22 protein-coding genes are annotated in these 23,732 nt (G+C 66.9%); all 22 read right to left on the bottom strand.

The genetic code is table 11. The annotated features are described in order from the left end of the window. Nucleotides 1-189 precede the first annotated feature (189 nt). Nucleotides 190-828, bottom strand: a complete 639-nt coding sequence (locus ACYVL5_RS04680) for a transcriptional regulator (RefSeq protein ID WP_460594395.1) — start codon at nucleotides 826-828, stop codon at nucleotides 190-192. Beyond that, entirely contained in the window at nucleotides 825-2,570 is a 1,746-nt protein-coding gene (locus ACYVL5_RS04675; RefSeq protein WP_460594394.1) for a sensor histidine kinase, read from the bottom strand. Before ACYVL5_RS04675 ends, ACYVL5_RS04680 begins: the two co-directional genes overlap by 4 nt. Before the next feature lie 353 nt (nucleotides 2,571-2,923). After that, the gene (locus ACYVL5_RS04670; protein ID WP_460594393.1) at nucleotides 2,924-5,452 is read right to left on the bottom strand and encodes an MMPL family transporter; all 2,529 of its coding nucleotides are present in this window, start codon (nucleotides 5,450-5,452) and stop codon (nucleotides 2,924-2,926) included. A gap of 18 nt (nucleotides 5,453-5,470) precedes the next feature. Next, nucleotides 5,471-6,169 (bottom strand): outer membrane lipoprotein LolB, encoded by a 699-nt coding sequence (locus ACYVL5_RS04665; RefSeq protein ID WP_460594392.1) that lies wholly within the window; start codon nucleotides 6,167-6,169, stop codon nucleotides 5,471-5,473. A gap of 113 nt (nucleotides 6,170-6,282) precedes the next feature. Next, a complete protein-coding gene (locus tag ACYVL5_RS04660; RefSeq protein WP_460594391.1) occupies nucleotides 6,283-6,882 on the bottom strand; it encodes a LolA family protein in 600 nt (199 codons plus the stop codon). Between the two features lie 3 nt (nucleotides 6,883-6,885). After that, on the bottom strand, nucleotides 6,886-7,206 hold the full coding sequence (locus tag ACYVL5_RS04655) for a 3-hydroxyacyl-ACP dehydratase FabZ family protein (RefSeq protein ID WP_460594390.1): 321 nt from the start codon (nucleotides 7,204-7,206) through the stop codon (nucleotides 6,886-6,888). A 46-nt stretch (nucleotides 7,207-7,252) separates the two neighbouring features. Continuing rightward, complete coding sequence (locus tag ACYVL5_RS04650) at nucleotides 7,253-8,074, bottom strand: beta-ketoacyl-[acyl-carrier-protein] synthase family protein (RefSeq protein ID WP_460594389.1); 822 nt, start codon at nucleotides 8,072-8,074, stop codon at nucleotides 7,253-7,255. Further along, complete coding sequence (locus tag ACYVL5_RS04645; protein ID WP_460594388.1) at nucleotides 8,041-8,373, bottom strand: hypothetical protein; 333 nt, start codon at nucleotides 8,371-8,373, stop codon at nucleotides 8,041-8,043. The genes ACYVL5_RS04650 and ACYVL5_RS04645 overlap by 34 nt, the downstream gene beginning before the upstream one ends. Then, nucleotides 8,370-9,584, bottom strand: coding sequence for a beta-ketoacyl-[acyl-carrier-protein] synthase family protein (locus ACYVL5_RS04640; RefSeq protein ID WP_460594387.1), 1,215 nt, complete (start codon nucleotides 9,582-9,584; stop codon nucleotides 8,370-8,372). Before ACYVL5_RS04640 ends, ACYVL5_RS04645 begins: the two co-directional genes overlap by 4 nt. Nucleotides 9,585-9,648: 64 nt before the next feature. Further along, on the bottom strand, nucleotides 9,649-10,389 hold the full coding sequence (locus ACYVL5_RS04635; protein ID WP_460594386.1) for a 3-oxoacyl-ACP reductase family protein: 741 nt from the start codon (nucleotides 10,387-10,389) through the stop codon (nucleotides 9,649-9,651). A 9-nt stretch (nucleotides 10,390-10,398) separates the two neighbouring features. Then, nucleotides 10,399-11,778, bottom strand: coding sequence for a B12-binding domain-containing radical SAM protein (locus ACYVL5_RS04630; RefSeq protein WP_460594385.1), 1,380 nt, complete (start codon nucleotides 11,776-11,778; stop codon nucleotides 10,399-10,401). After that, complete coding sequence (locus ACYVL5_RS04625) at nucleotides 11,778-12,218, bottom strand: acyl-CoA thioesterase (RefSeq protein ID WP_460594384.1); 441 nt, start codon at nucleotides 12,216-12,218, stop codon at nucleotides 11,778-11,780. The genes ACYVL5_RS04630 and ACYVL5_RS04625 overlap by 1 nt, the downstream gene beginning before the upstream one ends. Then, nucleotides 12,208-13,050, bottom strand: coding sequence for an ACP S-malonyltransferase (locus ACYVL5_RS04620; RefSeq protein ID WP_460594383.1), 843 nt, complete (start codon nucleotides 13,048-13,050; stop codon nucleotides 12,208-12,210). Before ACYVL5_RS04620 ends, ACYVL5_RS04625 begins: the two co-directional genes overlap by 11 nt. Next, complete coding sequence (locus ACYVL5_RS04615) at nucleotides 13,047-14,336, bottom strand: B12-binding domain-containing radical SAM protein (RefSeq protein ID WP_460594382.1); 1,290 nt, start codon at nucleotides 14,334-14,336, stop codon at nucleotides 13,047-13,049. The genes ACYVL5_RS04620 and ACYVL5_RS04615 overlap by 4 nt, the downstream gene beginning before the upstream one ends. Then, on the bottom strand, nucleotides 14,333-14,590 hold the full coding sequence (locus tag ACYVL5_RS04610; protein ID WP_460594381.1) for an acyl carrier protein: 258 nt from the start codon (nucleotides 14,588-14,590) through the stop codon (nucleotides 14,333-14,335). The genes ACYVL5_RS04615 and ACYVL5_RS04610 overlap by 4 nt, the downstream gene beginning before the upstream one ends. Then, nucleotides 14,514-15,491, bottom strand: a complete 978-nt coding sequence (locus ACYVL5_RS04605; RefSeq protein ID WP_460594380.1) for a lysophospholipid acyltransferase family protein — start codon at nucleotides 15,489-15,491, stop codon at nucleotides 14,514-14,516. The genes ACYVL5_RS04610 and ACYVL5_RS04605 overlap by 77 nt, the downstream gene beginning before the upstream one ends. 86 nt (nucleotides 15,492-15,577) lie before the next feature. Beyond that, nucleotides 15,578-16,951, bottom strand: coding sequence for a radical SAM protein (locus ACYVL5_RS04600; protein ID WP_460594379.1), 1,374 nt, complete (start codon nucleotides 16,949-16,951; stop codon nucleotides 15,578-15,580). Between the two features lie 228 nt (nucleotides 16,952-17,179). Further along, nucleotides 17,180-17,842, bottom strand: coding sequence for a glycosyltransferase family 2 protein (locus ACYVL5_RS04595; RefSeq protein ID WP_460594378.1), 663 nt, complete (start codon nucleotides 17,840-17,842; stop codon nucleotides 17,180-17,182). Continuing rightward, a complete protein-coding gene (locus ACYVL5_RS04590; RefSeq protein WP_460594377.1) occupies nucleotides 17,827-18,648 on the bottom strand; it encodes a polysaccharide deacetylase family protein in 822 nt (273 codons plus the stop codon). The genes ACYVL5_RS04595 and ACYVL5_RS04590 overlap by 16 nt, the downstream gene beginning before the upstream one ends. 104 nt (nucleotides 18,649-18,752) lie before the next feature. Continuing rightward, entirely contained in the window at nucleotides 18,753-19,493 is a 741-nt protein-coding gene (locus tag ACYVL5_RS04585) for a class I SAM-dependent methyltransferase (RefSeq protein ID WP_460594376.1), read from the bottom strand. Between the two features lie 11 nt (nucleotides 19,494-19,504). Then, the gene (locus tag ACYVL5_RS04580) at nucleotides 19,505-20,803 is read right to left on the bottom strand and encodes a spinster family MFS transporter (RefSeq protein WP_460594375.1); all 1,299 of its coding nucleotides are present in this window, start codon (nucleotides 20,801-20,803) and stop codon (nucleotides 19,505-19,507) included. 254 nt (nucleotides 20,804-21,057) lie between these two features. Further along, complete coding sequence (locus ACYVL5_RS04575) at nucleotides 21,058-23,535, bottom strand: AMP-binding protein (protein WP_460594374.1); 2,478 nt, start codon at nucleotides 23,533-23,535, stop codon at nucleotides 21,058-21,060. Nucleotides 23,536-23,732 lie beyond the last annotated feature (197 nt).

The raw sequence follows: 23,732 nt of genomic DNA, 5'->3' as shown, positions 1-23,732 counted from the left end.
GTCCAGGGTGAACGGGAACAGAAATGGAAGCGGGTTTCGCTTTAACTCTTCGGATTCACATGGGGAAATATTGAGAAAATAAAACAGCCGGGGAAAGTGCTGGAAAAACGGGATCTTCCGTGAGGAGATTGCCGCGGGCGCCGGGCCGGCCGTGACGGCACGGCCCGGGCAAGGCGAAAAAGGCGGGCTTTAGAGCTCGATGACCCCCTGGCGGGCAGCGTACTTCACCAGGTCGACCATCGATTTGAGGTCGAGCTTTTTCATGAGCTGCATCCGGTGGGTCTCCACCGTCTTGTAGCTGATGCCGAGGGTATAGCCGATCGACTTGACGTTTTCGCCCAGGGCCAGGAGTTTGAGGATCTGGCGCTCGCGGGGGGTGAGCGTCTGCTGGCGCTCGGAGGCCGGGGAGCCGATCACCTCGTCGAGGATCAGGTGGCTGATGGCCGGGCTCAAGTAGGTCTGGTCGGCGAGCACGGTGTTGAGGGCGCTGACCAGCTCGGCGGAGGCGCAGCTCTTGATCAGGATGCCGCGCGCGCCGGCGCGCAGGGCCTCGACCAGGAAGATCCGCTCGGAGTGCATGGAGAGGATCACCACCCTGGACTTGAGCTTCTCGGCTCCGATCAGCTTGGTGGCCTCGATGCCGTTCATCTCGGGCATCGAGATGTCCATCACCACCACGTCGGGGGCCAGCTCCCGGCAGAGTTCCACTGCCGTTTTGCCGTTGGCGGCCTCCCCCACCACCGTGAAGCCCGGCTCGGCCTCCAGGATGGCCTTCAGGCCGTCCCTGAACATCAGATGATCGTCCACCAAAAGAACTGTGTTGCTCATTTTCTCTCCTGATCGGAGGGGACCTTGATCAGCACCTGGGTCCCCTTCGGATTGTTGGTCGTTATGTTGATGGATCCCCCCAAGGAGGCGACCCGCTGGTTAATGAACTGTAGACCGAACCCCTTTTTCGAGGTGAGGGGATCGAAGCCGACCCCGTTGTCCTCCACCTCCAGGATCACCCACCCGGGCTCGCCCATCACGGATACGGTGACCATGCTGGCCCGGGCGTGCTTGACCAGGTTGTAGAGGAGTTCCCGGGCGACCTGGAACAGGGTGATCCTGAGCTCCTCCCCGAGAGGGATTTCCTCGCCGTTGACCGCGAAGTCGAAGCCGTGCTCGACGGAGAGGCGGGCGCCGAAATCCTCGATGGCGGCCTTAAGGCCGAACTCGTAGAGCAGCGGCGAACTGAGGTCGGTACTCAACTCCCGCAGGTCGTGCATGGTGACGTCGAGGATCCGGCAGACCGAGATGACCGCGGGATCGGGGGCGACCACCCCCTTCAGCATGGCCTGGTCGAGCCTCATCTTCCCCAGGGCCAGGTTCTGGACCACCTTGTCGTGCAGGGCGACCGCGATCTTTCTCCGCTCGCGCTCCTCTGAGAGGCTCAGCTCGGCGGTCAGGGCCGCCAGCTGGTCCCGGGAGGAGTTGAGATCCTCCTGGACCTTGCGCTTTCGCTGCCGGTTCTTGAGCAGGAGGGCGATGGTCACCGACTGCAGGACCAGCGCGATGCCGACGGCGACCAGGTAGACCCGGTACTCCACCCAGGGGTTGGGCTGCCGGTTGTAGAGCGAGCTGCCGGGGGGTAGGTTGGTCTTCTTGATCCCCCACCGGGTGAGCTCGTGCTCGTTGAACATGAAGCCGGCGTTGTCGTCCAGGAGCACCGGAGCGCTCCTTTCGCCCCGGAAGCGCTTCAGGGCGAGGTCCCCGATCGATCTCCCCGCCTCCTCCAGCCTGAAGAGGTAACCGCCGACCCCCCCGGACTCGGCGGCGGTGTCCCACAGGACGTAGATCGGGACGGTGCTCCGCTGGGCCAGCTCCTTGATCACCTCCCGGGACACGAAGGTCATCCCGCCGCGGTCGCGGCTGAAGCTCAGGTAGACCATGGCGGTATCGCTTGGGAGCTTGGAGGCCATCGCGCAGATCTCCTCGTAGCTCATCCCGTCGGTACGGGTGAAGGTGAACCGGCCGGAGGCACTTTCGAAATCGCCGGCGAAGGAGGCCTGGAACAGCCGGTCGAGATGGCCGGTGCCGGTCACCACCACGATCTTCTTCACCTGTGGTTGCATGGTGGCGATGGCGTCCAAAACCGCCCCCGGCCTCAGGTCCCCCAGCACCGGGGTGAACCCCTCCGGCAGCTGCGAGAGGTCGAATTGGCGCTTGAGGTCGAAGGTGATCACCGGCACCCCCGGGAAGATGGCGTCCCGGTAGCGGAGCAGCAGCTCGTGGGCCGGCCGGAAGACCGCCACCACCAGGTCGGGACGGTTCCCGGCGTACTTCGCCTTGAGCATGTCTACCATCCGCCCCATGTGGCCGGAGGAGGGGAAGCTGTCCAGGTCGAGAAACTCGGTGTAGATCTGGACCTCGGTCCGGTCGTCCTCCTTCACCGACTCCGTGATGCCGCGCATGAGGGTCTGCACCCCCGTCGAGGAGAAGCCGTAGGAGGAGAGGATGACCAGCTTCTTGTGCGAGATGGCGGCGTGGGCGGTCGCCGTCGGCAGCAGGAGCGCGCAAAGGACCAGCACCCGCGCCGACCACGCGGATCGGAAGGGCCACCGGTACAGGAAACGGCCTGTCGCGGAGCGTAGGTATCGTCTGGGGGTATCGGGCATGCTCGTTATTGAACCGGTCCCGGCAATCCATGGGTGATGGCGAAACGCTGCGGCAGTTCCGCCGACCCGGTGCTGGGTCAGAAAAGCGCGGTGAAGGATCAGCAACAGGACCTTCTCTCAAAGGGGAAAGATCCGTCAGTCTGTATCATGGAAGTTACAGCGGAAGAAGATCTCGAGCCCGGGCTCGTCCCAGAGCATTAATTGTATCTAGAAATACCTTAACAGTATCTCAAACGTGGCAAGTTTACAACAAGGTAAATCCGGGATCAGTTGTCAGGGTTTCCCCGACTGGCCGGGAAGAAGGCGGGTAGTGAAACGAGGGCGAGTACGGCGGTCGCCCCCACCCCGAGGTTGGTGGCCGAGCCGATGGAGGCGAGCGCCCCGTAGTCGGAAAAGGCGAGCGACCCGAAGCCGGCGATGGTGGTGAGGGCGGAAAGGAGGACCGCCCTGCCGGACTGGACGAACTCCCCGCACCTCTTCGGCTCGCGGCAGGAGGTGACCCGGTGGGCCAGGTGCAGGCCGTAGTCGCTCCCCATGCCGAGGATGGTTACCAGCACCATGCAATTCATGAAGTTAAGCCGCATCCCGGCAAGCGACATGATGCCGAGCATGGCGGCGCCGCCGCCGAGCACGGGGTAGAGGGTATGGAAGATGGCGGCCAGGCTTCCAAAGTGGGAGAGGAGCAGCAAGAGCACCGCCGCCCCCCCGACCAGGAAGGCGAGGGTAAAGGCCCGTCTCACCGATTGCTCGAGCTGCCTGCTGACGAGCTCGGGGCTGGAGGCCCGGGCAAGCGGGTCCACCGCGGCGAGATCCCTCAAAAAGGCCTGCTGGTCGAACTCGCGCCCCCGGTAGTCGAGGTAGAAAAGGAGATGATGGCTCCCCTCCCCCTCCATCAGGTGCCGCTCGACCACCCCCCTGAGCGGGGAGCGCTCCAGGCGGTCGATGGCCTCCGGCTCCGGGACCGGCGAGGCGGCCGGAAGCTCTCCCAGGCGGGCCAGGGCCGGCTCGAAGGGTACGATGGCGAAGCCGGCCTTCGCCAGGGCGCGGCGCAGGACCCCCTCCGGGGAGGCGTGGGCAAGCAGGCGCCTCAACTCCCCGGCCACGGCATCCTGCCGGGAGGGGGAATTGACGAGCCGGGCAAGCGAGGAGAAGGAGACCAGGTCGCCGCGGCGCCGGTACTCCTCCACCAGGCGGTCCACCCGCTCCCCCCGGGCCAGCACCCGGGCGAGGTCGGCCCCCTCCACCGCCACGAGCATCTGGCGCGGAGAGGGCGTGAGGTGGCGCTCGATCTTCTCCTGGGCCAGCAGCGCCTCGGAGAAGCGCGGCTGGAGCTTCTTCAAATCCCCCTCGAAGCGGATGGAGAATGCGCAGGAAAAGGCCCCGGCAATGAGCGCCAGGAACGTTAGCCGGCTCGCCCGGGGCCACCGGCGGTTGAGCCGCCAGATCCCCGCCAGGCCGAAACCGGGGAGGGGGTGGAAGGGACGGCCGGGGAAGCGCCGCTCGCCGTAGATGAGCAGGGGGGGGAGGAAGAAGAGGGTCGCGTAGAGGGAGAAGATCACCCCGAGGCCGACCAGGAGCCCCAGCTCGAAGAGGGCCCGCACGTCGGAAACCATCAGGGCCAGGAAGGGGACGGCGGTGGTGACCGCGGCGGTGAAGATCCCGTGGCCGCTCTCCACCAGCGAGGCGTGCAGCGCCCGGTCGAGGTCGGCCCCGGCGGACCGCTCGGAATAGTAGCGGTCGTACAGGTGGATCGAGTAGTCGGTCCCCAGGCCGATGATGAGGGCGGTGAAGGCAAAGGAGATGATGTGGATGGAGGAGAGGAAAAGCCCCCCCACCCCGAGCCCCGCGACCACCCCGAAGAGGAGGATGAGCGGGATCAGCAGGGTCGGGAGGAGCCGGCGGTAGGTCAGGTAGAAGAGGGAGAGCACCACGGCAAGCGAGGAGAGCACGCAGGCGACGATGTTCCTTTTCATGGCCGCCTCGTCGATCACCGCCGCCACCTGGGCGCCCGTGCAGGTGATCCGGGAGGCGAAACCGCGCCGGGCCTCGTTGATCCCCTTCACGAGCTCGCGGGTGAAGGCCATGTCCTTGACCGAGCGGGCGGCCTTGCCGATGATGACCATCAGCCGGCCGTCCCGGGAGATCAGGTAGGGGGAGTCCGGGTCGAGGAGGAGCCCCTCCCTCCCCCGCTCCAGCCGGGGGAGGATCACCTCGCGCAGAAAGAGGGGATCGGCGGCGACCAGCCCGGCCAGGGGCGCTCCCGCCTCGCTCGCCAGAAGGGCCTGGTCGCGGGCGAGGGAGGCGTCCTGGGAGGCGGGGGAGAGCCGGGCCAGGTACCCCGGGAGTTCGCCCGGGGAGAGGAAGAGCTGGGGTCGGTAGACCGCCCAGGAGAGGAATTCGGCGAAGGAGGCGGCCTCGGCGGGGTCGACGGCGCGGTAGGTGACCCGGGAGAAGGCGGGGGCTCCCCGCACCTTCAGTAAGGCGAGGCGGGCCGCAAACTCCTCCCCTTCCCTCACCACCCGGTCGCGGGGCCCCTCCAGGAGGAAGTAGGCATCCCGCCCGCTCCCGCTCCACTCGAGGGTGTCCAGGAACAGGCGCAACGCCCCCTTTTCGGAGGGGAAGAGCTTGAAGAAATCGGTCTCGAAGCGGACCCGGTGGATGGAGAGGCCGCAGAGGAGGAGGATGACGAGCGACGCCGCGATCACCCGCAGGGGATACCTCGAGGTGACCCGGTGGATCCAGGCAAGGTGCCGCGCCACGGCGCCCCGCAGGCCGGCGGAGAGGCCGGCCGTCATGGCGCCGCGGGTGTCATGTCAGAACCCCTTGAAGGAGGCGAGCGGGAGGACCTTCAGCCCGTCCAGGGTGGGGGTAAGGGTGCTCTCGTCGACCGGCTGGTTGATCTCGGGCTCCTCGAAGACGATGCGGACCGAGCTCCCGAACCGGCTGGCGATCACGATGGCCTCCGGGAAGGCGACCCCGTTCACGTTGCGGTAGTTCTCGTAGCTCACCTGGTCGCCGGCCGGGGAGACCTTCCGCTCGACCAGGTGCTGGGGGTCGAGGAAGAAGCGGTCCCCCTCGGCGTTGGTGAGGACCCGGGGAGCGCCCACGAGCTGGGGGGGCTTGGCGGTCACCCACTTCATCATGGCCATGCTCTGCAAAGGGCTCTCCGGCGGGAGCTCCGAGAAGAGTCCGCGGTAGGCCTCGTCGCGGGAGGGGACCAGGCAGGTGAGCCGGTCGCCGTCGATGAAGACCTCGAAGACGGTCAGCCCGAAGGGGGACAGGAGGGCCAGGTGGAAGCGGTCGGGCTGCCGGAAGATGAGGAATCCCCTCCCGCTGGTGGTATGCTCGCCGCTTTTCACCGAGACGGAGATGGAGGACTGCAGGGTCTCCACCTCGCGCCCCGGGACGATCCCGGTCAACGGTTTCGGGGCGGTCGCGCAGGCGGAGAGGGAAACGGCGATAAGCAGGAAAAGCAGCAGGGTGCGGATGGCAAAGAGCGGTTTGGACGTCACGAAAGCCCCTCGTTAGATGGCCGGCAGGCGACCGGGATCAGCCCGCGCTAAAAGGCGGACGGCAAGCGGAGACAGGGTAGCGGCTCGCCGGCGGAAAATCAAGCCCGGGATGGTCATTCGACCCGGAAATCGGCGTCGGTGAGCGGGACGTTGCGGCGGAAGTTACGCAAGGAGAGCCCGGTCCGGTCGCCGTTTCGCTCGTCGATCACCACCCGGCCGATGCGCCCCTCCCCGTCGAAGCCGACGGTGATCCGCCGCACGCTCCCCTCCCCTTTGGGGGCGAGCTGCAAGAGCCAAAGCCCCCCCTGGCGGGTCGCGGTGACCTCGGCCCCCTCGGGGACCGCGGTGACCGGCCGGGAGAGGAAGGCGAACCACTTCCCGAGCCCCTGCCCGGGGGGGAGCACCACCCGCTGGGTGGCCTGGCCGGGGAGGTGCATGAGGAGGAGGTTGTCCTTCAAGAGGAGGCGGCTCGCGTGGGGGGGATAGAGCTCCATGAAGAAGGTGTCCGGCTTGCGGAGGCGGACCACCCCGCGGGAGACCAGCCGCTTCTTCATGAGGGAAAGCCGCTTCTCCTGCACCAGGTCGGCGGTGAAGCAGGCGGTGTCCCGGAAAGAGCGGCGAAGGGTCTCCAGGGCCTCCACGGCGGGTGAGCCGGCGGCCAGCGCCCGGGAGGTCATGAGTACCAGTGCCAGTAGTGCCAAAAGCCGCGCCATGGTTCACTGCTCCAGGGCGAGGGTGAGGGTGGCCGAGGCGACCGGCTCCCCGTCGAGCGAGGCCTCGCCGGCCACCAGCAGCATGCTCCCGTAGGACCTGACGATGGTGGAGGTCACCGTCACCCTCCCCCCCGGCGGGAGCTCGGCCGGGAGCCGGACCTGGCGAAGCGCCGCCAGCACGCCGAGCTTCCCGTCGCGCCGCCCGGAGGCGATCCCCCCGACCTGGGCCATGGCCTCCACCAGCAGGATGGGGGGGAAGATCCCGTCGGCCGCCAGCTGGTACTCCCCGGTGGCCCCCAGCCCCGGCGAAAGGGCGGTCACCACGTCGACGAACAGGAACGGGGGACGGTGCGGGAGATAGCATCGCGGGTCAGAAGGGAACAGGGTCGCCTCCGATGAGATCGATCGCGTAGTAGGGTCCCTCCGGAGAGGAGGCCAGGTGGGTGCCGAAAGCCCCCTCCTTGAGGCTCAGCACCAGGGCGGCCAGGGCGAGCCCCCCCATGGCGAGGGAGCGGCCGAGCACCTGGCCGGTATCGATGGTGCGGGCCCCCGGGAGGCGGGCCAAAAGCCCCCTGTCGAAGGGGGCGTTCCCGGAGAGGGAGACCAGGTCCGGGCGCAGGTGACGGGGGAGGAGCATCCGGTACCCCTCCCCTTCGTTCCCCCGGCAGAGCCGGCCGACGGTGCGGAGCTCCTCCACCACGGCCAGGATGGGGGCCTGGCGCAGGCGCGCATGGTCCCCCTTCTCGAGCACGAGGAGCCCGGCCCCCTCGCTGAACCCGGAGCCGGAGCGGTCGAGCTGCCCCATGGCCTTCAACCCCTTGAGCATCCCGGGGAAGACCTCGTCGACCCCGCCGGTGATCACCACGTCGGCCCGGTCCTCCTCGATGAACCGCTTGGCCATCATGAAGGCCGATTCGGCCGAGCAGAAACGCTGGATGGCGGTCACGTTGGGCCCCTTAAACCGGTACTCGATGGAGGCGTTACTGGCCGAGGCGTTGGGGACGATGTTGGGAAAGAGCATCGGGACGAGCCCCTCGGCTCCCCCGGCGTAGTAGCCGGAGAGGAACTCCTCGGCGTTGGCGATGCCGCCGAAACCGCAGCCGAGCACGATGCCGATCCGGGAGGGGGGGAGGGAACCGGGCTCCAGGCGGGCGCTCTTCAGGGCGAGGCCGGTGGCGGCCACCGCCAGCACGCTGCAGCGGTCGAGCTTTCTCGCCTTGAGCGGCGAGATGAAATCGGCGACCCGGAAGCCGTCGGCCTTTCCCCAGTGATACCCCCCCGGTCCCCAAGGAGCTCCTCGGGGACCGGGGTAAGGCGGCTCCCCCCTTCCTCGATCGCCCGCAGAAGCGGCTCGGTCCCCACCCCGGCCGGCGAGATGGCGGCCACGCCGGTGACGACGATGTCGTGATAGCAGATGGTCACGTTGTCTCCTTCCAGGCAGTTCCTGCGGAGGGTGCGGGGCCTGCGCCCCTGGGTCTCGTAGCGCCTCATACCGTGATGACCAGGGAGGTGGTGTTGCCGCCGAAGGCGAACGAGTTGGAGAGGGCGACCCGCGTCTGGCAGCTCCGGGCGCCGTGGTGACAGTAGTCGAGGTCGCAGTCGGGGTCGGGCCCGCGGAAGTTGAGGGTCTGGGGGATGAAGCGCTGGTTGAGGGCGATGATGGTGGCGAGCGCCTCGACCGCCCCGGCGGCCCCCAGGCAGTGGCCGGTGAGCCCCTTGACCGAAACCAGCGGGACCTGGGGGGCCCGCTCGCCGAAGACCAGTTTCATCGCCTTGGACTCGATGGCGTCGTTCAAGGGGGTGCCGGTGCCGTGGGCGTTCACCCAGCCCACCTCCTCGAGCCCCACCCCGGCCCTCTTCAGGGCCTCGGCCATCACCCGGGCGGAGTCCTCGCCGGACGGGTCGGGGGCGGTCATGTGGAACCCCTCCCCGGCCACCGCGTAGCCGGCCAGGTAGCCGTGGATCTCGGCCCCTCTGCGTCTCGCCTCCCCTTCCTCCTCGAGCATCACGAAGGCGGCCCCCTCCCCGAGCGAGATCCCCTGGCGCCCCTTGCTGAAGGGGGAGCAGGGCTCGGGGTCGACCACCCTCAGGGTGTTGAAGCCCGCGAAGGTGAGGAGCGAAAGGCAGTCGGAGCCCCCGCAGAGGATGGCCTTGACCGCCCCGGTGGCGACCAGGTCCGCACCCCAGCCGATGGAGCTCGCCGAGGAGGAGCAGGCGGTGGTGATGCTCGACTGGTAGCCGCAGAGGTTGTAGCAGGAGGCGATGCAGGTGGCGGTGCGGTCGGGGAGAAGCCCCCGCAAGAGGGAGGGTCTCGGTCTCTTCCCGGAGAGGCTCCCCTCAAGCCACTCCTCGCACTGGAGCATCCCCGAGGCCCCCGCCCCCACGCAGACCCCGATCTCGTAGGGGGAGTAGTACCCGAGCGCGCAGCTTTTGCGAATCGCCTCGCCGGCCGCCAGCACGCCGAACTGGTCCACCCGCGACATCTTGCGGGCATCGCGCGCCGCGAAGTAGTCGAGGGGGTCGTAGCCTGCGACCTGGGCGCCGATCCGGGAGGGGAACGGGGCCACGTCGAAGAGGTCAACGGGGCCGATGGCGCTTTGGCCGCTGCGAAGGGACCTGGTGAAGGAGGGTACGTCCCTCCCGGCGGCCGAGAAGACCCCCAGTCCGGTGATGGCGATCCTTTTTCTTCTGGCGACTCTCATGGCACCTCGCAGCAAGGATCGGACGGACCGGCCGCCCGGGACCGATCGTCCGCAGAAAAGGGAATCAGACGATCCCCCCGTCCACCACCAGGCACTGCCCGGTGATGTAAGAGGCGCGGTCGGAGGCGAGGAAGGCGACCGCCTCGGCCACCTCCTCGGCGCGCCCGACCCGCCCCAGCGAGGAGCTCTTCACGATCCGGTCGAGGTGGTCCTGTTTCATGGCGGCGATCATGTCGGTCTCGATCAGCCCCGGCGCCACCGCGTTGACCCGGATCCCGAGCCCCCCCACCTCGCGGGCCAGCGACTTGGTGAAGCTCAGGGCGGCCCCCTTGCTGGCCGCGTAGTTGGTCTGGCCGGCGTTGCCGGAAATGGCCGCCACCGAGGAGATGTTGACGATCACCCCGCGGCGGGAAGCTACCATCTTCCTGAGCGCCCACTTGCAGCAGTGAAAGAGGGGATAGAGGTTCCCCTTGAGGACCGTGTCCCAGTCGACGTCCGACATCATGGGGAGATAGACGTCCTTGATGATGCCGGCGTTGTTGACCAGAACATCGAGGGAGCCGTTGACCCGGCAGGCCTCGTCCACCAGCGCGCGGGCCCCTTCGGAGGTGGAGACGTCCCCCTTGACCGCGGTGATGGAACCGGGAAGCCCGGCCGCCTCCACGGCGAGCTGCTGGGCCGCCGCGTCGTTACTGAGGTAGGCGGCGGTCACCCGGGCCCCGAGCCTCGCGAAGTGGAGCGAGGTGGCCCAGCCGATGCCACGGGTACCTCCCGTGACGATGACCGACTTTCCGTTAAATTCCATCCCACCCCCTCACATCGGCCTGAGCCGGCTCCTGGTCAGCCGCCGGAGCTGTTTCCAGAGCGGGCCCCGCACCGGGAACCGGCGCAGCGCCTCCAGCATCGAATCGCTCATGTTGAGTTCCATCCCCGGGGCCACCCAGTTCTTGCGCGAAAGCGCCCGGTCGGCCACCAGGGTGCAGAGGGCCCCGGCCAAGGGGGGCGACAGGTAGAAGACCGGCTCCAGTAGCGGGGTGTCGGCGGCGATCACCCCGTCGGCGAGCGCCCGGTGGTAGAGGCCGGTCCCGGGGAAGATCCGGATCCCGGTCATGGCGATGTTGGCATCGGCGTCGAGCTCGTCGGCTAAGGCGAAGGTCTCCTCCACGGTCGCCTCGCTCTCCTCCGGCCCCCCGAAGAGGAAGTAGTGGGCGAAGGAGATCCCGGCCCGGCGGCAGAGGCGGGAGGCGACCCGGAGATCGACCGCCTGGAAGGACTTGCCGAGCGCCTCCAGGACGCGGTCGGAGCCGGACTCGCTGCCGAACTCGACGGCGTCGCACCCCGCCTCGGCCATCGCGTCCACCAGGTGGGGGGTGAGGTAGCCGGGGTTGACGAAGGCCGACCAGCCGACCCCAAGCTTCTCGCGGGCCAGGGCCCGGCAGAGCTGCTCGGCGAACTCGGGGGGGAAATTGAAGACGTCGTCCACGAAGGAGAGGTAGTCGACCCCCGCTTCCTTCACGAGGGCGTTCACCTCGTCCACGATCTCGCTCACCCCCCGAAGCCTCACCTTCCTCCCCTCGAGGAGCGGATAGTTGCAGTAGAGGCAGGAAAAGGGGCATCCCCGCTTGGTCTGGACGTTGGCCATCCCCCCCTCGGCACGGTAGCGGGCCAGCGGGAACAGCCGCCGGTCCGGGGTGTCGAACGACCCGAGGTAGGCGACCGGGGGTACGCTGCGGTCGCCGCGGGCGATGACGCCGGGGATGAGTCCGGGCGTTTCCCCCCGCTCGAGGTAGGCAAGGAGCTCGGGAAGGGCTTCCTCCCCCTCCCCGACCACGCCGTAGTCGGCCTCCAGGCGGGCCATGAGCTCGACCGGCATGAGCGAGAAACCGGAGCCCCCGACGACCACCAGCGCCCTCCCCCGGCAGCGATCGACCATCTCCTTCACCTCGGCCAGGTAGGAGCGGCTTCCGGGGTAGGTGACGTTGTCGATGTTGCGTATGGAGAGGGCCACCACCCGCGGGGCGAAGTCATCTATGGCGGCGGTGAGCTCGCCGCCGGGGTCTTCGGCAAAGCCCAGGTCGAGCACCCGGAGCCGGTGGTCCTGGCGCTCGAGCGGCCCGGCCAGGAAGGAGAGCCCCAGCGGAAAGACCGGGTAGGGATTCCTCTCCCGGTTGGCGGAAACGAGGAGCACGTCCATCAGGCCTCCAGGTGGTGGTAAAAGAGCGCGCCGAGCCGCTCGGCGATGACGGGAGGGATCCGGTACTGGAGGGTCCCCTCCAGGTCGGTGAGGGCGTGCACCGCCCGCCCGGTGGCGACCACCTTGCCGTCGGCGCCGACCATCCGGCAGCGGAACTCGATGGTGGCGGTCTCCCGGCGGACCGGCCAGCTCTGCACCCGGAGCTCCTCCCGGTAGGCCGCGGGCCTCAGGAAGTTCACCCCGAGCTCCACCACCGGGGCGAGGAAGCCGGCCGCCGCCATCTGGGCGGGATCGAGCCCGAACTCCCGGGCAAGGGCGTGGCGCCCCTCCTCCATCCAGGTCACGTAGTGGCCGTGCCAGGCGATCCGGTAGGCGTCTACCTCGTTGAAGCGGACCCGGACGACGCACTCGTGGAACCTGATCCCCTTCTCAATCTCCACCTTGCACCTCGATCCAGCGGTTGTATTTCCTGAGCGACTCCCCGGAGCCGACCTCGTAGAAGGCGGTGACCCCCTCGCGGCGCAGCGCCCGGTAGGTCTTCTCCCAGTACACGGGCGCCATCAGCTCCCTCAGCATGAAGGGGGCGATCTCCTCCCGGGTCAGGAAACGCTGGTCGAGGTGGTTCATGAGCCTCGACCAGGGGTCGCGGTAGCGGTAGCCGGCGAAGATGTCGTTGAGCTCCCCGGCCACCGGCGCCATGAGCGGGGTGTGCAGCGGGGCGTCGCAATCGAACATCCGGCTGGGAAAGGCGCCGCTTTTCCCCGCCTCCTCGACGGCGGCGGCGATGTCCCCCTTTTTCCCGCAGAGGAGGAAATGCCGGGAGGTGTTGTGGTTCGCCAGGTAGACCCGGTGGTTTCTCGCCAGGGAGAGGAGCGGCTCCTCGGTGAGGCCGGTCACGCACCCGAGGGCGTACTCCCCATCCCTCTGCAAGGGGGCCATGGCCATCCCCACCCGCCAGGTCACCTCGATCGCCTCCTCCTCCCGCAGCGCCCCGCAGGCCACCAGGGCCGCGTAGATCCCCATGCTGTGCTGGGCGACCAGGTCGGGAGGCCCCCCGTAGCGCCGCAGACGCCTCAGGCGGTGGAGGCTGTCGGCCACCCCGCTCACCTGGAGCTTCACGTTTTCGCTCCCCTCGCCAAAGAGCCAGCGGGAACCGGCGAGGTCGAGCCCGGCGACCCGGGCCACCAGGGAGGCGAGCTGGGCGGCGTCGGCGTCCCCGGCGACGGGTTCCGGGCGGGAGAGCGGCTGGCCGGGAAACATGTAGCAGATCATCGGGCTCCCCCCTCCACCCTCCCCAGGGCGGCACGAAAGCCTAAGTTCATGGGGGCGAAGACCTGCAGCGACCGGTGCCAGCGGAAGATCCTGCGGAACATGGAGGGAAACGAGTAGAAGGAGCGGTTCAGCCAGTCGTGCCCTTCCTGGAGCTCCCGCGCGTTCATCCCCACCGGCCGGTAGGTGACGTGCCCCATGTCGTAGTCGCGCCAGTCGTTGGAGACGATCCGCCCCTCGGCCTGAAGCCGCTGCCGCACCCGGGTCCCCGGGTAGGGGGTGAGGATGGGGAAGATGGCGGCCTCCAGCCGGGTGCTCTCGCAGAAACCGCGGACGTGCTCGAAGACGGCCGGGGTATCGCCGTCGCAGCCGAGCACGAAGGAGCCGAGAATCCCGATGCCGTGGTCCCGGAAGGCCCGGGCCTGCTCGCGGTAACGGGCGGCATGGTTCGTTCTCTTGCCGATGGCGGCCAGGGTCTTCTGGGAAAGCGACTCGAACCCGACGAACATCCCGACGCAGCCGGCCTCCCCGGCACTGCGCAAAAGCTCGGCATCGGCGCCCAGGTCGATGGGTGCGTGGGAGAGCCACTTGAACCCCATCCCCCGCATCCCCCGGAAAAGCTCCAGCGCGTAGGAGCGGTTCCCGACCAGGTTGTCGTCCACGAAGAAGGCGAAGGAGCCGTCTTTGCGCATCTCCTCGAGCTCGCCAAGCACCTCGGGGATCGGGCGCTCCCGGTAGCGGCGGCCGAAGAAGGTGGTCACCGAGCAGAATTCGCAGTCGTGGGGGCAGCCCCGGGTGGTCTGGATGGTGTTGGTGAGGAGGTAGCGGTCGCCGGTGAAGATCTCCCGGCGGGCCCGCGGCAGCCCCGCCAGGTCGGAACGGGGGGCGCCGCGGTAGCTTCGCTTAAGCCTCCCCTCCTCCCGGTCGGCCAAAAGGGTCGGCCAGACCGACTCCCCCTCTCCCACCACCACCGCGTCCACGTGCTCGAGCGCCTCCTCGGGGAGGTTACTCGCGTGGAAGCCCCCCATCACCACGGGGATGCCGCGGCTGCGGAAGGAGGCGGCGATCTCGTAGGCCCGCGGCGCCTGCGGGGTCATGGCGGTGATCCCCACCAGGTCCACCTCGGCGGAGAAATCGAGCGGCGCGAGGTTCTCGTCCCCCAGGAAGATGTCCCACGCGTTCGGGGTCGCCGCCGCGATGGCGGCCAGCGAAAGGGAGGGGAACTTGAAGCCGAGCTCGCCCCAGAGCCGCCTCTTCGGCCATCCCGGGGAGATCAGCAACAGCCTCATGCCGCGTGCTGGGCGATGTAGTCGGCCATGGTCCGCACCGACTGGAAGACCTTGGTCCCCACCGCGGCGTCGGGGACCACCACCCCGAAGGCGTTCTCCATCCCCACCACGAGCTGAAGGGCGTCGATGGAGTCGAGCCCGAGCCCCTCCCCGAAGAGGGGGGCATCGGTCTCGATGTCATGGGTAGAGAGCCCCTCGATGCGAAGGCTGTCGATGATCAGCTGTTTCACCTGGTAGATCAGTTCGTCGCTCATCTGCTGCTCCTTTCTCGTCCTGCCATGCCCGTCCCCAGTAGTCGAAGAAGTTGTACCACTGGTCGGGGTAGGTTCGGATGTAACGTTCGAAGACCCGGAGGATCTGGCCGGTCCGCTCCCGGATCTCCCGGTCCCGGTCCCGCCGGCCGGCCCGGAAGAAGACCGGGGGCTCCATGATGGCCGCGTAGCGCCCCCCCTCGAGCGGCACGAAGACCGGGATGACCGGGGCGCCGGTGGCGAGGGCAAGGTAGGCGGCCCCGAGCGGGATCGGGGTGGGGCGCCCGAAGAATTCGAAGACGCCGGTGTGGGAGGAACCGTCCCGGTCGCCCAGGATGGCCACCACCTCGTTGCGGTTCAAGGCGCTCACCGCCTCGACGACCGCCAGGGCCGAGACCGCCTCCCGGTCCACGTAGATGAAGTTGACTCCCCGCTCCCTGCGGACCACCTCCCGCTGGGCGTTCACCCGTTCGTCGGGCTCGCGGAAGGTGAGGATGTTCATCGGGTATCCCTTGGCCGCCAGCCCGAGCCCCCCGAGCTCCCAGTTCCCCAGGTGGATGGAGAGGAGGATGGCCCCCCGTCCGGCCGCCAGGGCATCGTCGAGCGGCTTTTCGGTGGTCCAGCGACCGATCAACCCGAGCAGCCGGTCGCCGGAGAGCCGCATCATGAGGAGCTGGTCGCACCAGTTGCGGCTGAACTTGTAGAAGCAGGAGAAGACCAGCCGCTCCACCTTCCACCGTCCGGTCACCACCCTCAGGTTCTTCCTGATGTCCCGGCGCTGCCGGTGGAGTACCAGGTAAAACAGGGCGCTCCAGCAAAAGGCGCAGGGTGGATAAAGGGCGCGGGGGACCGCCATGGTCAGGAGCTTTATGAAAAAGAGGTTGAGGCTACTGTAGAGTGCCACGCGCCACGATCTCCTTTGGTGGCCTCAGGTGCTGCAAATCCCCCCCACCTTTGACAAAAGGTGGCTTCCAGATGGGTTAGAGGCCCTTACCCGTTGACGTTCCCGGACTTAAGCTCCGGCCCGGTGAACTCCCGCTCCCAGGCGGGGTCGGCTATCTCGCCGTAGCGGCCGGCGTAGTCGTCCATCGCCTCGGCCAACTCGGTGAAGATCTCCGCCGCCCCCTCGTGGGTAGGATAGGCACCCCCGCTGGCGAAGATCTCCCTCCCCACCTCGGGATGGTCGATCAGCATGCAGGGGCGCAGCAGGTTCTCGTGCTCCCCCTGCCGCCGGCGGATGCTCTCGAAGAGCGGGGAGCGGAGCGCCTCCTTGAGCGAGGTCCTCCTGATGTTGTCCACCGCGAAGTGGCAGAATACGCACGGCTCGACGTCGCCGTTGGCGTTCACGTGGAAGTACTTGCGCCCCCCCGCGATGCAGCCGCTGATGATCGGCCCGTCGTTCCAGAAATCGATGAAGAGCATCGGCTTCACGGCCCGGTACTCGACGGTGGTCCGCCTCATGAAGTCCCGCTGCTCCGGGGTCGGCATGAGGGCGATCTCGGGATTGCGCCCTACGGGGACGTAGGAGAAGAGCCACATGGCGAAGCACCCCTTTTCGATCAGCATGTCGACGAAGCGCTCGTCGGTGATGATGTCGGTGTTGCGGCTCGTCTGGGTGAAGGAGTTGCAGAAGGAGAGCCCCGCCTCCCTCAAGAGGTCCATGGCCCTCATCACCTTGTCGAAGTGCCCCGCCCCCCTGCGCTCGTCGGTCTCCTCGCGGTACCCCTCCAGGGAGAAGGAGGGCATCACGTTCCCCACCGCGGTAAGCTCCGCCACCATCCGCTCGTCGATCAGCCCGCCGTGGGTGAAGACCAGGAAGGCCATGTCGGAGTGCTTGCGGAAGATCTCGAAGATCTCCTTCTTGAAGAAGGGCTCCCCCCCCGACACGACCGCGAAGTAGACCCCCATCTCCTTCATCTGCATGAGCACCGAATCGATCTCCTCCAAAGAGAGCTCGAGGCTCTTGCGGTAGTCCCCCGCGTAGCAGCCGTAACAGTCGAGGTTGCACTTCATGGTCGGGCTGATCACCACGGTGGAGGGGGGATAGTACCCCTCCCGCTCCTCCCAGAGCTTGCGCTTGTTGGTGCCGGAGAGGAGATGGTTCACCAGGAGGTTGGTAACCCACTTCTCCCGCTGGTTGGGATGGAGCTCGCGGATGATGCGGCGGGGAAATTCGATGCTCGGGTGGTTGTCGCGGATAAGCCCCCTGATCCAGCGGATGCGCTCCTTGTAGTACTGTTTCTTGGGAATGAGCTCCATCAGGTGGGTCATGCGGGCGAGGTTGTCGTTGGACGCGTTGGTGGCCAGAGACAGCAGCATGGAAACAACCTTCTCTTGGGAGTACTTTTTAAGGCCCTCAAGCATGGAACGGTTCTCCTACTGTCAACGGCGGGGAAGGGGGTGTTTCGACTGACCGGTGTCAGGCAGAAAAGGCGCCCATAAGAGTGCGCCATTTTCTTTGCATTAATACTATCTAACCATAAATACTATGCAAGCACTATTTTGAGATATTTTTATCCTATCAATGACAGCCGGCGTGAATATCACACTCTCAGGCCCCTTCCTTATGTCTAAGTGGTGACTCCCCGAAGCCTACATGTAGCGAAGAAATGTCATGCAGATCTTCCAGGTGTCACGGATGGGACGGTAATGACTGGTGGGGCGGCCGTCGGCCACCCGGGGGGGCACCGGCAGCGTGCCGACCTTGAGCCCGCCGCGCCAGGCCTTGAGGAGGACCTCCATCTCCAGGTCGTACCCCTGCCCTTCCAGCTTGAGCTGGCGCAGCAGTGCCCCCGAGTAGTAGCGGAAGCCCGACTGGCAGTCGTCGATCGCGAAGCCGGTCCGCTTCTGCACGCACCAGACCCCGAACCGGTTCCAGCCGCTGCGAAGCCCGGCCATCTGCTTGAACTGCGACTCACGCGAGGCGATCAGGATGTGGAACCCGTCGTCGCGGCCGGCCCGGGCAAGCAAGGGGGCGGCGGCCACGTCGTGCTGGCCGTCGGCATCGACGGTGATCACCCCGTCGAAGCGGTTGGCGAGCGCCCAGCGGAAACCGGCCTTGAGCGCGGCCCCCTTGCCGCGGTTTTCCCCCAGCGAGATGACCGACAGCGGGAGCCCGGAGAGCTTTTCGGCGGTGCCGTCCCGGGAGCCGTCGTCGACCACCAGCACCGGCAAACCGGTCCTGAGCGCCTCGCGGGCAACCCCGAGGATGGTCCCGGCGGCGTCGAAGGCCGGTATGACTATGCAGGTCGCCATGTGGTTGCCAGTTCCCTCAAGGTGGTGAACGGAAAGGCGGCCAGCAGTTCGCGCAGCATGCCGGCTGCCGAGGAGCGGGGCCCGTAACTTACGAAGGAGCGCCAAGGGGACAGCCTGAGCCGGGGACCCTCCGGGTCGAGCTCGCGCGGATGGAGAAAAAGGACCGCCGGATGCCCGTCCGCGTTGAACCCGGCGACCGTGCGGCGCACGAGGGCGCTCGGAAAGAACCTGAATCCCCACCCCCCCCCGGTGGGAAGGTTGAAAAGAGGCGCCGGGGTGACCAGGGGGGGAAACTCGAGGATGGCCCCCTTCGGGGTCTCCACCAGGTGCGGCAGGACCTTTCCCCGCCGGTTCCCGATGAACGGCAGCGGGGAGGAGCTGGAATCGTAGAGGTATCCCTCTTCGCAGAGGATCTCGAAGGCCCAGGGGGCGGCGGCCACCGACCACTGCGGGGCTCGGAAGCCGACCGGCTGGCGCCCCGACTGGGCCTCGATGATCCCCGCGGTCAGCCTGAGCTCCCGGCGGAAACCCTCGGGCCCCAGCCGGGGAAGCAGGGCGTGCGAATAGCCGTGGGAGGCGATCTCGTGCCCGGCGCCGGCTATCTCGGGGACCAGGGTGGGATCCCCCTCCGCCACCGACCCGAGGACGAAGAAGGTGGCCGAAACGGAGAACTCGGCGAGGAGTTCCAGGATCAGCTCCGTGTTCCTGCGGACCCTCCTCTCCCCGGCGAACTCGGCCGGCACCGGGCGCGAGCAGCAGCCGTGGTACCAGTCCTCGATGTCGATGGATAGCGCGTTACCAAGCATGTATAACCTTTTTTAATTAGGTAACGTTATATACAGTATTTAACCTTGCCTGTCAAATCAATGGGGTCGATTTTCTTGTCCGCCGAAGGAAAAGGTGGAGGGGGTCAGTTGGCCCGCAGGAAGAGGACGATCTCGGAAAGGCGGCAGGTGTCGATAAGACCGGGTGAGAAGGCTAGCCTCTTCTGAAAGAGGAGCGCCAGGGGGAGGAGAAGCCAGTTGTAGACGAAGAGGGCCTGTTCGGGGCGGGTCAAAAGCATGCGCATCCCGAAGCGGAGGAGCTTGGGATGGGCGACCTCCATGCCGAAGGGGGCGCTCGACTGCAGGGTGAGCCGGTTCTCGCCGCAAAGGGCCAAGAGTTCGCCCGGGTGGTAGCGCCGGACGTGGCCGACCAGCCGGTCGAAGTCGCTCCAGAGGCAGCCATGGAGCGGGACCGAGACCAGCAGGACGCCGCCGAAGGAAAGCACCCGGCGAAGCTCCTTCAAGGCCTCCCGGTCGTCCTCCAGGTGCTCGAGGAGGTCGAAGGCGCAGACCAGGTCGAAGAAGCCGTCGGGAAAGGGGAGCCGGGAGGCGTCCCCCCGGGTGGCCAACCCTCCCCCCCTGGTGAGCCGGTCGACCACCGTAGCGCTCAGGTCGAGGAAATGGGTCCCCTTCAGGGGGAGCCGCGGGCGCAGGCCGGGGCCGACCTCCAGCCGGATGGGGCAGCCGGGGACCAGCGAGGAGATGAGCGGCCAGGTGTTGAAGCTCTCCGGACGGGAGAGACGGCATCCCGACCAGAGCGCCTCGTAGAAACGCCGGTTCTCCTCAGTCACGCCTGCGCGCTTTTCGCTTTTCAATGCCCGTGGCATCGCTTCCCCTTTCAGGAGGAGGGTTCCATCTCCGCCCGCTTCATGTCCTCTTCGATGTACCGGCCGCAGATGAAACAGAAGATCCCGGCCAGGGCCATCACCAGCGGGGTGGAGAGGAGCGCGTTACGCAGCCCCCAGTGGTCGGAGAGCCACCCCAGGATGGAGGGAGAGATGGCGTCCCCCAGCGCATGGATGAAGAAGATGTTGACCGCGAAGGCCATGGCCCGGATGGCCGGATGGGTAACGTTGATGATCACCGTGTTGAGCGGGCCGGTGTTGAGAAAGAGGAAGAACTCGGCGACGAAAATGGCGGCGATGCAGACGTTTAAGTCCCGGGCCAACAGCGCCCAGGCCGCAAAGGGGGTCCCGACCAGGAATCCCCACCCCGAGACCAGGAGGTACCCCTTGGGGGTGCGCTTTTGCCAGCGGTCCCCCAGCCACCCACCGATCAAGGTCCCGAGGATGCCGGCCAAGACGGTGGCGGCGCCGAAGAGGGTGTTCCCCTTTTCAACGGTGACCGCGTGGGTGCGGTAGAGAAAGGATGGTATCCACTGGGCGAGCCCGCCGATGGCGAAGGTCATGGTGGCCATGGCGATGGTGTTGAAGACGAAGGAGCGGTTCTTGATGAAGGTGCGGTACCCCTCCGCCGGGGCAACCGCCTGCTCGTGCCCGGTGCTCTCCCGGGGGGAGGCGTCCTGGCCGGCGCCCTCCCGGTGGGCGGCGTCCTCCCCCCCGCGCGGAGGGGTGCGCAAAAGGGCGATCGGGATGGCGAGGGCGAGGCCGGGGAGGCCCACCATCAGGAAGGCGGCGTGCCACCCCAGGCGCTCCCCGAGGATCCCCCCCAGCAGGTAGCCGAGCGCGCTCCCGACCGGGATGGCCAGGTAGAACCAGGAAAGCACCCTCCCCCGCCGCTCCCGGTCGAAGAAGTCGGCGATCAGCCCGGGCGACACGGTGCCGAAGCTCGCCTCCCCCACCCCGACGGTGGCGCGGGCGGCCAAAAGCGTGCGGTAGCCGGGAGCGAAGCCGGCCAGGGCGGTGGCGAGGCTCCAGACTACCAGCCCGCCGGCGGCGAGCTTCACCCGGCTCCTGCGATCCCCCAGCCAGCCGAAGAGCGGGGCGATCAGCATGTAACTCAGCATGAAGGCGCTCCCCAGGAAGCCGAGGGCGGTATCGGAGATGGCGAGATCGATCTTGATCAGCGGGAAGACGGCGAACAGCACCTGCCGGTCGATGTAGTTGAGCAGGTTGACCGCCAAAAGAAGCGCCAGGGCATAGCGCCGGTAGGAAAGCGAGATTGCAGATTCGTCCATCAAGATTGCCCCCTCCATCATCACATAATCCATCACAACTGAAACGATCTCTGAATGGCCACTCTTCTTACCACTCTTCTCAGCTATTAAACACTTTGCCGTTCACTCTTAGGCACCTATCTGCTCACCCAAGCTCTCCCTCCCCTTCAAGGGGAGGGTTGGGGTGAGGATGGGGATGCAACGCGGGCCACCGGAGGCTGAAAATCCCCCCAGTCCCCCCTTCGCAAAGGGGGGAACGCGGCGCCACTCTTTGCTCACAGTTCAGCAACCGCCGCCTGCGCCTTCTCGACGATCTCGCGCGGCTCCTCTACCGTGAAGCGGAGGGGGGCGCCGAAGGTGACGGTGACCTTCCCCCGCCTGGGGAAGCGCGCCTCCGGTGGGAGCACCCGCTCGGTCCCCTCGATTTTGATGGGCACCACCGGGATCCCGAGCTCCTTCACGATCACGCCGAGGCCGAGCTGGAAGTCGTGCATCTTCCCGTCCCGGGAATGGGCCCCTTCCGGGAAGATAAGGGTGTTCACCCCGTGGTCGGCGAGCTTACCCATGAAGCTCAAGGCCCTGCTGAAGCCGCCGATGGTCGGCAGCGGGAAGAGGTTCAAGAAGATGGTCCCGTACTGGTAGCAGAACCTTCTCCAGAGCTTGTCGAGGCCGTGGTACTGGCCGAAGAAGAACTCCTCCCAGGCGGCCGAGGCGGTGCGGTAGCGGATCTCCGCGGGAAGGGCGAACATGACCGACGGCTGGTCGAAATAGCTCAGGTGGTTGGCGATGAAGATTGCCGGCCCGTCGATCTTCTCGAGCTTCTCCTCCCCCACCGTCTCCAGGTCGGCGAACATGCTGTAGAGGGGATAGATGAAAAAGGCGTCCCCCAGCATCCGGAGCGCCCGCACCGGCCAGCTGTTGGTCCAGAAGCGGAGCCGCTTGTCGGAGCGGACCTTTTCCCGTTTGCCGATGATCTCCCGCACGTCGGCCACGCGGGTCTGGGGACTTATCTGGGAGTCCTCGATGTCCATCCGGAACTCCTGTTCCAGGAGGTTCACCAGTTCGAGCCTCCCGATGGAGGTGAGCCCCAGGTCCCCCACCAGCAGGGATTCCTCGGTGATCTCGGCGGCGTCGGTCCCGGTCACCCGGGCCAGGAGGTTCACCAGCTGGTCCCGCGAGGCCCCGTGCCCCTCCTTGCCCCCCTTGAGGATCTCCTCCTTGACCTGGAACTTCCTTATCTTCAGGGTGGTGGTCTTCGGGAACTCCGCCTCCTTCCAGAGCGTGAAGCCGGTGATCTGGTGCAGGGAGTCCAGCGACTGGTTGGCGCGGGCCACGATCTCGTCCGGCCGCGCGTCGGGGGAGCTCAGCAGCAGCACCGCATGTACCTCTTCCCCCCCTCCCCTGTCAAGCCCGATCACGCACGACTCCTTCACGCCGGGGATCTTGTTGAGCACCCCCTCCAGCTCGTCGGGATAGACGTTCACCCCGGCGCCGGTGACGATGAGCTCCTTTTCCCGCCCCTTGATATGGACCCAGCCGATCTCGTCGATCTCGGCGATGTCGCCGGTCCGGAACCATCCGTCGCCGGTGAAGGCATCCCGGGTGGCGCGTTCGTTTTGGTAGTAGCCGGGGAAGACGTTGGCGCCGCGGGCCAAAAGCTCCTCCCCCCCCTCGGCGATCTTCAGCTGGATCCCCGGGAGCGCGGGCCCCACGGCACCTGCCACCTGACGGTCGATGGTGTTCGCGCAGAGGACCGGCGCGCATTCGGTAAGACCGTACCCCTCGATGACGATGAACCCCATGTCGCTCCAGAAACCGAAGACCTCCGGGTCGAGCGCCGCCCCTCCCGAGACGAAGAGGGTGAAGTCGCGCCCGAACTTGTGCTGGACCGGGTAAAAGAGCATCCGTCTCACCCGCTGGGGGAGCCGGCGGGCCCACCGCGCCAGCGACCGGAAGGCGCCGTCCAGGTGCTTCTCGGCCAGCTCCCGCTCGATGGAGTTCTTCAAGAGCTGCATCAGCCGGGGGACCGCCATGATGACGAAGACGTCCTCCTCGCCGAGGGCCTCCATGATGGCCGAGGGCTTCAGGGTCCGGAGGTAGATGATCGAGGCTCCCTCGTAGAGAGGGGTGAAGAAGCCCCCCATCTGCTCGAACATGTGGGATAGCGGCAAAAGCGAGAGGAAGGTGAAGTCCCGGTCGATGATCGGGATGTGGCGGTTGATCTGCACGAGGTTGGCGACCAGGTTGCGGTGGGTGAGCATCACCCCCTTGGGGTTGCCGGTGGTTCCGGAGGTATAGATCAGCTGGGCCAGGTCGTCGGGGACCGGATGGTGGACGGCGGTGGCAGGGGGAATTTCCGGCAGGAGAAAGGGGAGCTCTTCCAAAAGAAGGGTTTGCCCGACGGGGATCCGTTCCGGCTTGAACCGGCTCTGCAACAGGAGCTTCGCTTCGGTGAGGTTGGCGATGCTCTCGGCCCGGGCGCGGTCGGACATGAAGTCGACCGGCACCGCCACCGCCCCCCGCACGATGATCCCCCAGTAGGCCACCCCCCACCACGGGGAGTTGGGCCCCCACAAAAGGACCCGGTCCCCTTCCCCCACCCCGCGCTGGGCGAGCAGGGCCGCCATCCGCAGGGAAAGCTCGGCCAGCTCCCGGTAGCTCATCTCCAGCCGCCGCACACCGGTCCGGTTGACCAGGGCGCACTGTTCTCCCCTTGGCTCAAAAGTTTCAAAGAGGTCCACCAGTGTCTGCATGAAGGCTCCTTCAATGACATGACCGCCGAGGATATCGGGCATAGATACGGTGACCGAGAGAATCGCTACTCAAGTGTACCGGAATTACACCGTGATTTCGACCTCCTGAGTGAAAGCCGGAATTTTTATGATAAAGTTCCCATTATATCTGTCTGCTACCGGGCCCGCCAAACGTTAGGTGATCTTGCTCAGCATCC

Source organism: Geomonas sp. Red276 (genome assembly GCF_054784495.1).
Note: the sequence above shows the minus strand (reverse complement) of the source record. Positions and strands in the feature narration are given on the sequence as shown.